We start from the raw sequence: 10317 nt of genomic DNA on the forward strand, positions 1-10317 counted from the left end.
GGATCGGGATGGTGTTGAAGAACAGCACCGCCGGGAAGTAGGCGGCGCGGATCGGCCGGCTGTAGACGAACAGGACCGCCAGCAGCACGGCAGCCAGATTGCCGATCAAAAAGCCCAGCACGCTTTCCAGCGCGGTCGGCAGGGCGTTGGCGGCGAGCAGGCCCGCATCGGTCACGAGCTTGCGCGCCACCGTGGCCGGGGTCGGCACGATGAAGGCCGGCACGCCCATAAGGGGCAGGACGAACTGCCAGACCAGCAGGATCGAGGCGGCCCCCAGGATCGGCAGGAGGATGGTGGTGGCCCGATTCATGCCGCATCCGCCAGGACGGCACGCAGATGGGCCATCGCCTCGACCAAAGGCGGCGCCTCGCGCGGCAGGCGGCCTGCCTCGCCCTTGACCGGGCGCAGGTCGACGATCTCGCGGACCCGGCCGGGATGGGCCGCCAGCACCATCACGCGCTGGCCCAGATAGGCCGCCTCCATGACACTGTGGGTGACGAACAGGATGGTGATGCCCATGCGCCGCCAGAGCTGCGCCAGCTCGTCGTTCAGCCGGTCGCGGGTGATCTCGTCGAGCGCGCCGAACGGCTCGTCCATCAGGAGGATGCGCGGCCGGCTGACCAGGGCGCGGGCGATCGCGACGCGCTGGCGCTGCCCGCCGGACAGCTCATGGGGCAGCCGGTCCGCCTGCGGCAGGAGGCCCACCAGCGCCAGCAGCTCGTCGGTGCTGGCAAGACCCGGCCGGCGCAGCCCGGCCGGGCCCACCTGCAGGGGCAGCTCGATGTTCTGCCGCACCGTCCGCCAGGGCAGCAGGGTCGCGTCCTGGAACACGAAGGCCACGTCGCGTCGGCGCCTGGCTGCCTCCGGCGAGCCGCCGAGCACGGTGATCCCGCCCGCCAGCGGGGGCAGGAGGTCGGCCACCACCCGCAGCAGCGTGGACTTACCGCAGCCGGACGGGCCCAGGATCGCCAGGAACTCGCCTTCGGGAATGGCGAGATCGACCCGCTCCAGCACCGGCAGCGGTGCGGCGGGAGTCCCGTAACCTACCGCCAGGCCCTTGGCCGCAATCGCCAGCGCCAAGGGCGTCAGCCGATCTTCGGCCGCGCGTCGGCGGTCGCGTCCAGGATGGCGGTGGTATAGGTGTCGTCGAGGGCAGGCGCGCCGGACTGGAACTGGCCGATCGAATCGTAGAGCTCGATCTGCTCGGCCAGCGCCGCCGGATCGAACCAGCCCCAGCCATGCTCGGCCGTGGTTCCATCGAAGCTCAGCGCCATGATCCGGTCCATGGTGGCGTGCTCGGTCTCGCGGTCGAGCTGTGGGTAAGCGTCCACCGTAATGTCGACCGCTTCCTTCTGGTTGGCGTGGCTCCACGCCCAGCCCTTCGCGGTCGCTCGGATGAAGCGGGTCAGCAGGTCGGCATTGCTTGCCACCGCGTCGTCGGTGGCAAAGTAGACATTGGCGTAGGACGGCATGCCGGCCGCCTGCATGGTCAGGTCGATGCGCTCCGGGCCGATGACGGAGAGCGCCTTGGTGTTGGTGATCCAGCCGGTGACCGCATCCACGTCGCCGCTCACGAGCGGCGTCATGTCGAAGCCGATATTGGTGATGGTCAGCGAGGACGGGTCGATCCCGTGCTTCACCAGGATCGCGTCCAGCACGTAGCGCGCGGTCGGCTGGATGCCGATCCGCTTGCCGACCATGTCCTCGACCATGCGGATCGGCGCCTTGGGCAGGGAATAGAAGGCGAACGGTGCCTGGCGGAAGCCGCAGGCGATGATCCGGATCGGCACGCCGGCCGAGCGGGCCAGCAGCAGCTGGGCGCTGTCGGAGAACTGGCCGAGCTGGGCCTGGCCGGTCACCACCGGCGGCACGGTCGCGGAATTGGGGCCGCCCGGAGAGAAGGAAGCGGCAAGCCCCTCCTCGGCATAGAAGCCCTGCTGCAGCGCCACCACGTCGCCGATCTGGCCGTTGCTCATCAGCCAGTCATACTGGACGACGACCTCGGCATCGGCGGCACTGCCGCGCTTCGGCAGGAACAGGGCAGCGCCCCCGCCGAACGCGGCCAGGGTCAGCCCTGAATGGCGCAGCAGGCTGCGCCGCGAGATCCCGATCATGCTCATGCCTCCGGCTGGTCCACGTCGCCGACCGGACCCCCTTCCAGCCAAGCATAGAGTTCCCAGAGATTGTCGTCCGGGTCGGCGAAGTAGCAGCAGCGTGCGTTCCAGACATAATCGCCGGGCGGGCGGACGAAGGCGACCCCCTTGGCGGCAAGCTCGGCATGGAGCCGGTCGACCTCGGCCGGCGAGGGCAGCTCCACCGCGACGCAGGCCTTGTGGACGCCGGGCGGGGCCAGCTTCGGCGAAACGCCGGTATGCTCGGCCATGTGCCCGATCTCCCAGAGCGCCAGGGTGATCCCGGCCCCCTTGAAGTCGGCGAAGCCCTCCGCGCGGCGGCGCAGGACGAAGCCGAGCTTGTCCGCATAAAAGGCGATGGCGCGCTCGACATCCGCCACGAGCATGCAGACGTCGGTGATGCGGTGGGTCTGCGCGAAGCCAGCCAAGGGGACCTGCCGATAGCGGTGGGAGGGCCGGGCGAGCCTGCTCCGTCCGCGGCCGGCCGGTCTAGGCGATCCTTGCTCTGGCTGTTGAACCCTTGCTCAGGCCTGCTGGCGGAACCGCCCGGGCGTCAGCCCGGTCTCGCGGCGGAAGACGGCACAGAAATGGGCCTGATCGGCAAAACCCGTCGCAAGCGCGATCTCGGCCAGGCCGAGCCGGCCCTCCCGGATCAGGGCCCGGGCGCGCGCGATGCGCTGTTCGACCAGGAAACGGTGCGGCGGCGTGCCGAAGCTCGCCTTGAACGCGCGGGCGAAGTGGAACGGGCTGAGCCCGGCCGCATCCGCCAGCTCCCGCAAGGTGAGGCCGCGCTGGTCGAGCCGTGCCTCGATCACCGCCAGCACCCGTCGGCGCTGGGCCTCGGACAGGCTGCCGGCCATGGCCGGTGGTGCCGCCCGGCCCGCCTGGCGCAGCACGCACATGGCCAGCGCCAGTCCCAGATGCTCCGCCAGCATCGGCTCGGCCGGCTGCCCGGCTCCCGCGAGGCTCGCCAGCGCCTCGACCAGATGGCGGCAGGTCCCATCCGGCTGAGCCAGGAACGGCTGCTCGGCAAGGCTCGAGCCCAGGCCGGCCTCCTCCTGCAGCGACCGGTAGAGGGCAGGCTCCTGGAAGATCGAGACATAGTCGGCCGCATCGCCGTCGACCCAGAGCGCCATGCCGGCGGGCTCGAAGCCAAGCGTCGCCTGGGGCCGCGCCAGCCGCACCGCGGCACCGGCATCGCCCAGGCGGTGGGCATAGCGGCGATGCGCGGTCCGGTTCAGGGTGATGCGGTGGCGGGGCGAGCGGGCCAGCATCTCGCCCGCGTCGCTGCGATAGGTCTCGACGGTCAGCCCCGCCCCGCTCCAGGCCGCATAATCATGCAGCGTGGGCCGTCGCATGATGTAGCCGTTCATGGGAGCCGCTGCCATGACACCCTCGCATCCACCCTGCACCGGGGCATGGAAGAGCAAGCGGCGGAGCGGGTAAAGTGGCTTGGCGCGGGCCGGCCGGTCCCCTGCTCAGGCCTGGCGGCCAGCCGGTACCAATGGTGCTGCCGGCTGGCCGGCTGCCGCCCGGCCCCGGCCGGCCAGCCAGTCGGCAGCACTGGAGAGATCGGCGCCGGTCCAGCGAGTCGGCAGGAGGTCGACATGGTCGTGGATGAGCAGGTCGCGCTCGGCCAGCGGCAGTTCGCGCGGCCGGCCCGCCAGCAGGGTCCTCATCCACCGCCAGATCGCCATCCTCACTCCACCAATGCCGGTTGCCGCACCTGTCGTGGTGCCGGGCATCGGTGGCAAACGGCCAGGCCACTCGTCAACCGGAAGTGGCGGATTTCCCGCAACACCCGCTTGACTTATCGCACCGAAGAGAAACTGGTCGGCACCAGGATCTGGTTGCTGACCCGCTCGAGGATCGGCCCGTCCTTCTCGCTCTCCGCACGCTTGGCCAGCCATTCCGGATCGCTCATGAACGCGTTCCACTTCTGCTCGCGCTCGGCCAGCGATTCCCATTCGAGCAGGTAATAGAGCGTCTGGTTCGACTCGCCGATGCCGACCGTCCAGAACCCGGCCTGGCGGATGCCGAACCGCTCCCAGATGGCGAGCGTCACCGTCTCGAAGCGCTTGAGCAGGGCCGGCAGCCGGCCGGGCACGCAGTGATAGACGCGCAGTTCATGGATCATCGTCGGACGTCCTCCTGATCCCCTCGGGCCTATCCCGTCGGGCGCTGCCACCGATGATCGATGCAGTCCTGCGCGTCCATGCCCGTCTCGGCCGAAGTCGAACGTCCCCATCCTCCAGACAGGCGCGGACCAGGGTGGGCAGCGACCTGGTCCACGCGATCCATGGTCGGCATGCACGAATTCATCAGGCCGGGGTGCTCACCGATACACGAGCACCGGAATCTTCGAAGAGGTCAGCACCTTCACCGTCTGGCTGCCCAGGAAGAGTGCCGACAGTCCCCGTCGTCCGTGGGACGCCATGGCGATCAGATCACAGTTCCGCTGCAGTGCCGTCCCGACGATCACCTCATGGGGCTGATCATGCTCGACGCTGACGGTCTCGCACGGCACCCCGAGTGAATTGGCCTGGGCCTCCGCCATGCTCAGGATCCGTTCGGCCTGTGCAGTCGCAAGCTCGCGATAGTCTGCCGAGGTGCTGCTGATCTGGTCCGGCGCCAGCGAGAACACCTGGAACGGTTCGATCACCGTCAGCAGCGTCGCCTGCGCTCCGGCCTCCTGGGCGAACGTCAGGGCCTTCTCCACGGCGGACGACGACAGGCTGGAGCCGTCGGTCGGAATGAGAATGTGATGGAACATGGATCCTCCCTTCCTGATCGAAGCGTGAACCCGTAGCCTTCCGCCGCGGGTTCATGCAGCGGCGGCACCTCCCAAGCGCCATAGCGCGGACTATCGCCCCGCTCATGCAGGATCCGCCTTGATCTGGCTCAAGGCAACGGCCGCCAGAGACGGTATGTCTCGCGATTACAGATGAATCTGGCTGCTCGGCCGTCTCCAACAGCTATGGGGCAGGTCCGGCACCGCCCCGTCACTGGCGGACGACTTCACGCTGGTATCGAGGAACCAGCTCTGGTCACCCCTCCTGGAAGTCGAAGGGAGACCCGGCGTCGATCCTGCGTACGGCGCTGGCGCGATTTCGATTATCATCAGGCCGGCATCATCGGGCAGCCAGCTCATATGGCCGCGGAGGGTCGTCATGGCGCGCCGGCACGTCGCAAGCGCCTGGTCGGGCGGATTCCTTGATCCTGTCCCAAATGCCGGAAGACCCAGGCCTGGCTGGGTACGGTGCCTGATCCACTTGGCGGGCGTGCTGGCCGCAGCACTGCCCGTGACGGCGGCGGCCCAGCCGGGCGGCTCGCCACGCATCGGCCTGCTTGCCTTCTGGCCCTGCGACCCTGCGGCCTATGCCCAGGGGGCCGGTGAATTCGGCCCTCTGATGAAGGGACTGGAGGAACTCGGGTATCAGGCCGGGCAAGATCTGTCGTTCGACTGCCGGAGCGCCGACCTGGATCAGGACCAGTTCAAGGCGGCGGCAACCGAGCTGGCAGGGCTCGCGGTGGATGTGATCGTGACGACCTCGCAGCCGGCGGGGCAGGTGGCGCACGAGGTGACGAGGACGATCCCGATCGTCTCGGTGGTGAGCGGCGATCCGGTTGCGGCAGGCCTGGCGCAGAGTCTGGCGAGGCCGGGCGGCAACCTGACCGGGGTCAGCTACTATGCCACCGAGCTCACGGCCAAGCGGCTGGAGCTGCTGCGGGAAGCGATCCCGCAGCCGAGTCCGCTCGGCGTGCTGTCCAACCCGGACGTCGCCTACCTGCCGTTCGAGGAGGATACGAAGCAGGCGGCCAGGCAGTTCGGCATCGACCTGAAGATCCATCATGTGGCGAAGCCGGCCGGGTTCGAGGCCGCGTACCGGCAGATGGCAGCGGAAGGCGTGCGGGCGGTCTTCGTGCTGCCCGACCTCATGTTCGCAGCCGAGGCAGAGCGCATCGCGAGCCTGGCACTCACCCACCGGCTGCCGGTGATGGCCTGGGGGTTCTGGTTCGCCCAGCTCGGTTGCCTGATGGCCTATTCCGCAGACTACGGCGTGATGCAGCACCGCCTGGCCTTCTATGTCGACCGGATCCTGAAAGGTGCCGATCCGGGCGACCTGCCGATCGAGCAGCCGAGCAATTTCTACCTGACGGTTAACCTCGCGACGGCGAAGGCACTGGGCATCGCGCTGCCCGAGAGCATCCTGCTGCTGGCCGATGAGGTGATCGAGTGACGGGAGGCTGCACGACCCGGGCACCCGGCAGCGGCTCCTGACCGTGGGCCAGCCGTGGCAGGGCCTGCACCGGTCCCTGTTCGGGAAGTACTTCGTCGTCCTGTTCGTCGCGGTGGTCGCACCCCTGCTGGCCGGCGGCATCGGCAATGCATGGTTCGGCTACCGCGACCAGCGCGCCATGCTGGACGCTCTGCTGCAGCTGGAGGCGGCCTCGGCGGCCGGGCAGATCCGCAACTTCCTCGACGGCATCCGCGACCAGCTCGGCTGGACCGTCCAGCTGGACTGGCGCCCCGGCAGCGAGGAGCAGCATCGCCGCGATGCCTTCCGGGTGCTGCGCCAGGCCCCGGCCGTGGCCGCCATCACCCTCGTCGATGGGCAGGGGACCGAGCGGCTGCACGTGTCACGGGTCGATCTGAACAGGAGCGGCAGCGGCATCGACCGGTCCGCGGATCCCGCCGTGTCGGGCGCCAGCACCGCCGGGGCCTGGTATGGCCCGGTCACCTACTCCGCAGCCACCGAGCCGTTCATGGTGGTGGCGGTGGCGGGCAACCGGCCGACCGTCGGCATCGCCCTGGCCGACGTCAACTTGAAGCTCATCCGGGACGTGATCACCGGGATCCGGATCGGGACGACCGGCCATGCCTTCGTGACGGACCGGTGGGGCCGGCTGGTCGCTCATCCCGACATCAGCCAGGTGCTGCGCGGCACGGACGATGCGACGGCAGCGGGCCTGCGCGCGTTGCGGGCGAAGGTCGCGGCGGCCGGAGGGGCCATGGCACTGCAGAGCCATGACGGCGAGGCGGTGCTGGCCGCGGTGGCCCCGATCGCCGGAGTGGACTGGACCGTGTTCGTGGAACAGCCGGTCGCCGAGGCACTGGCGCCGATCCGTGCCGCGCTGTGGCGGACCGGCGGGCTGATGCTGGCCGGTACGCTCCTGGCTGGCCTGCTGGCCTGCTGGCCTATGGCCTCGCCCGGCGCATGACCGGCCCGATCCGGCAGCTGGAGGAGGGCACGGAGCGGATCGGTGCCGGGCAGTTCGACCATCGCATCGAGATCCGCTCGGGCGACGAACTCGAGCGCCTCGCGTCCCGCTTCAACCAGATGGCGAAGGAACTCGCTCTGTCGCAGGAGCGCTCGGAGCGGATCGGCCGACTGCGGCGGTTCCTGGCGCCGCAGGTGGCGGAACTCGTGGAGCGGGCGGGCGACGACAGCGTACTGGCGGGCCAGCGGGCCCTGGTGGTGGCCGTCTTCTGCGACCTGCGCGGCTTCACCGCCCTGTCGGCACAGGCAGGGCCTGAGCAGGTCATGGCGATCCTGCACGACTATTATGCGGTGCTGGGCCGTGCGGTCACCCGGCACGAGGCGACGCTCATCAGCTTCGCCGGCGACGGGATGATGGTGCTGGTCAATGCGCCGGTGCCGATGCCGGACCCAGCCTACCGGGCGCTCGCCATGGCGATCGACATGCAGGCGGCCATCCAGCCTCTGATCGCCGGCTGGCGCGCCGGAGGCTACCGGATCGGGTTTGGCATCGGCCTTGCCATGGGGCACGCCACGGTAGGCCAGATCGGGACGGCCAGCCGCGTCGAATACACCGCCATCGGCAATGTGGTGAATCTGGCAGCAAGGCTGTGCGAAGCCGCCGGGGACGGGCAGATCCTGATGGATCGCACAATGGCGATGGCGATCGGCAGCAGGCTGCCACTGACCCCGCTCGGCGCCCGTCCTCTCAAGGGCTACGAGCAGCAGGTCACGATCTATGACGCGGGCGTGGGGATCAGGCCGGAGACTACCTCGGCGAGCGGCCCGGAGGACGCAGGGAAGTAGGCCGTCGGACGCCTGCAGCAGAACTTGCTGATCTATGGGGAAAAATGGTGCTGTCGACTGGAATCGAACCAGCGACCTCGTCCTTACCAAGTGTGGGGTAATAACCATCACAATCCCTCACGAGCACTTGGGAAGCACAAAGAATTTGTAAAATCAGTGCGTTGCTGCCATATCTAGGACGAGGTAGCCATAGGGTGCCATCAGATGCGTGCTTCCGCGGTGCTTCCGGGCCAATCAAGGACAAGGTTGACGGTCCAGCGGATCGAGGCGGCAGTGTGCCCGCCTAATCGGTCCGAGATGATGCTTTGGGATGCCGACGTGCCGGGGCTGGCGCTGCGGGTCTATCCGAACGGCCGCAAGGTGTTCCTGATCCAGTTCCGGTCGGATGGAGGTGGCCGATCCGCTCCGACGCGGCGAGTGACTCTGGGCGCCCATCCCAGCATCTCGCTCAGCGATGCCCGTGCAGCCGCGAGGAAGCGGTTTGGCGAACTGGCCGTTGGCCGTGATCCGGCCAGGGAGCGTGACGAGGGGCGGCGGCGGGAGAAGGCTATGCTTCAGCCCGCGCTGGACGCCTACGAGTGCAGCCTGCAGCGTCGCGGGCTGGTGCGCACCAAGCAAACGCTCAGCACCTTGCGCCGCCATCTCCTGGACGTTCTCGGCAACTGCGATCTGGCAACGCTGGACCGGCGCAAGCTGGTCGACCGGTTCAACACGCTCGAACGGGAGGGGAAGCCGGGTGCGGCGACGGACTTGCGCGCGCGTGTATCGGTGTTCTTGAGCTGGGCTGCGAACGAGGGGCTGATCCAGGCGTCTCCGCTGGCCGGATGGCGGAAGCCGCGTTCCAGCCGGGCCGAGAAAGTCCGTCAGGTCGGCCGTGCCCTGGAGGATGCCGAGTTGCCGGTGCTTTGGCAGGCCGCCGGCGCTGGCGATGATCCGATCTTTACGGCGCTCGTCCGCTTCGTGATCCTGACCGGCGTGCGCAAGAGCGAGGCAGCTTCGGCGTGCTGGCATGACATGGTGCTCGAAGGCAATGACCCAGTGTGGACGATCCCGGCGGACATCACCAAGCAGGGCCGCGCGCATCGCGTTCCGCTGACCAAGGAGATGATCGACCTGTTGCGGGCCGTGCCGCGCACCGAGGGCGTTGCCCTGGTATTCCCTGGACGCGGCGGCAAGCCGATCAGCGGATGGACCCAGCGCCTTCGACCGATCTTCGCGGCAACCACGACCGCCAAGCTACCCCCCTGGACCATGCACGATCTGCGCCGCACCTACCGCACCGGCTTGGCGCGGCTGGGTGTACCCGATGCCGTTGCCGAGCTTCTGGTAGGTCATGCCGTGGCCGACCCATTGATGCGTGCCTACCAGCGCGATGATGCTTGGCAGTCCCGGCGACAAGCTCAGGAACGCTGGTCGCGGCATGTGCTAGGGCTGATTGCCGGCCGGGTGCCTGACGTGGGCATGGACAGCAACGTGGCTCTGCCGAGGGAGATTAAACGTGCCTGATACCGAGGCCGATGTCGTCGGCAGACTGACCAAAGCGGAAGCCCGGGAACTCGCTAACCGTCTCCTGGAACCAGATCCAGACTGGATCGAGCCGTTGACGGCGGCGCGGTCGCTTCTCGATCAGGTTGGCGAGGCGATTCGCGTGTCTTTAGCCGCGCTAGATCACGTCGAAATCGCTGCCACGAGGGGAAAGATGGATCCTGGGGCCAGGGAGATGGGAATTTCCACTCTTGTCCCGGCAGTGCAACCTCCAGATGTGGCCAAGCTTGCCCTTCTGCTTGCCGAGGCATCAGCTACGCTTGTTGCCCCTGAGCGCGGGCTTGCGCGTGATCCAGATCTGATAAAACGTCGCGCCCGAATGAATCTTCAAGAGAATAAGAAATGGAAGAATCATTCAGGTAGGTTGGGCTGGCTAAAAACGCCAGAGATGGAAGAACAATTCTACCGCCTGGTTGATTTTCTCGGCTCACGTGTGATTCGGCGTGCAAGTTTGCCCCCCTGAGGCGGGGGATCGGCGTCCAATACTGACCCTGCTGATCGTGCTGATCAGACTGCCCATCGGTGTTTTCCGGTGGGTGGGTGGGGATGAAGGGCGTGGACACGATTGCAAG

10 protein-coding genes and 2 pseudogenes are annotated in these 10317 nt (G+C 68.1%); 4 read left to right on the forward strand and 8 right to left on the reverse strand.

Annotated elements, in window-relative coordinates; translation table 11 throughout:
- From VNS22_RS14830 to VNS22_RS14865, 8 genes and pseudogenes are all read right to left on the reverse strand, one after another.
- Positions 1–310, reverse strand: a pseudogene (locus VNS22_RS14830) (ABC transporter permease); the annotation flags it as partial.
- Positions 307–1080, reverse strand: coding sequence for an ABC transporter ATP-binding protein (locus VNS22_RS14835; protein WP_325733694.1), 774 nt, complete (start codon positions 1078–1080; stop codon positions 307–309). The pseudogene VNS22_RS14830 and the gene VNS22_RS14835, both read right to left, overlap by 4 nt.
- 5 nt (positions 1081–1085) lie before the next feature.
- Positions 1086–2114: an ABC transporter substrate-binding protein gene (locus VNS22_RS14840; RefSeq protein ID WP_325733695.1), complete on the reverse strand. Its 1029-nt coding sequence runs from the start codon at positions 2112–2114 to the stop codon at positions 1086–1088.
- A gap of 2 nt (positions 2115–2116) precedes the next feature.
- Positions 2117–2560: a VOC family protein gene (locus VNS22_RS14845; RefSeq protein ID WP_325733696.1), complete on the reverse strand. Its 444-nt coding sequence runs from the start codon at positions 2558–2560 to the stop codon at positions 2117–2119.
- 96 nt (positions 2561–2656) lie between these two features.
- Positions 2657–3520 (reverse strand): AraC family transcriptional regulator, encoded by an 864-nt coding sequence (locus VNS22_RS14850; protein ID WP_325733697.1) that lies wholly within the window; start codon positions 3518–3520, stop codon positions 2657–2659.
- A gap of 90 nt (positions 3521–3610) precedes the next feature.
- Positions 3611–3829 (reverse strand): hypothetical protein, encoded by a 219-nt coding sequence (locus VNS22_RS14855; protein WP_325733699.1) that lies wholly within the window; start codon positions 3827–3829, stop codon positions 3611–3613.
- Between the two features lie 113 nt (positions 3830–3942).
- Positions 3943–4269, reverse strand: coding sequence for an NIPSNAP family protein (locus VNS22_RS14860; protein ID WP_325733701.1), 327 nt, complete (start codon positions 4267–4269; stop codon positions 3943–3945).
- A 198-nt stretch (positions 4270–4467) separates the two neighbouring features.
- Complete coding sequence (locus tag VNS22_RS14865; RefSeq protein ID WP_325733703.1) at positions 4468–4905, reverse strand: universal stress protein; 438 nt, start codon at positions 4903–4905, stop codon at positions 4468–4470.
- A gap of 508 nt (positions 4906–5413) precedes the next feature.
- On the opposite strand from VNS22_RS14865, the gene VNS22_RS14870 reads away from it, so the two are divergent.
- From VNS22_RS14870 to VNS22_RS14890, 4 genes and pseudogenes are all read left to right on the forward strand, one after another.
- Entirely contained in the window at positions 5414–6373 is a 960-nt protein-coding gene (locus VNS22_RS14870) for an ABC transporter substrate-binding protein (RefSeq protein WP_325733713.1), read from the forward strand.
- A 64-nt stretch (positions 6374–6437) separates the two neighbouring features.
- A pseudogene (locus VNS22_RS28340) lies at positions 6438–8200 on the forward strand (cache domain-containing protein).
- A 246-nt stretch (positions 8201–8446) separates the two neighbouring features.
- Positions 8447–9706: a tyrosine-type recombinase/integrase gene (locus VNS22_RS14885; protein ID WP_325733709.1), complete on the forward strand. Its 1260-nt coding sequence runs from the start codon at positions 8447–8449 to the stop codon at positions 9704–9706.
- Complete coding sequence (locus VNS22_RS14890) at positions 9699–10208, forward strand: hypothetical protein (protein ID WP_325733711.1); 510 nt, start codon at positions 9699–9701, stop codon at positions 10206–10208. Before VNS22_RS14885 ends, VNS22_RS14890 begins: the two co-directional genes overlap by 8 nt.
- The last annotated feature ends 109 nt before the right edge of the window (positions 10209–10317 follow it).

The organism is Geminicoccus sp., from assembly GCF_035556675.1.
Lineage (GTDB): Bacteria > Pseudomonadota > Alphaproteobacteria > Geminicoccales > Geminicoccaceae > Geminicoccus.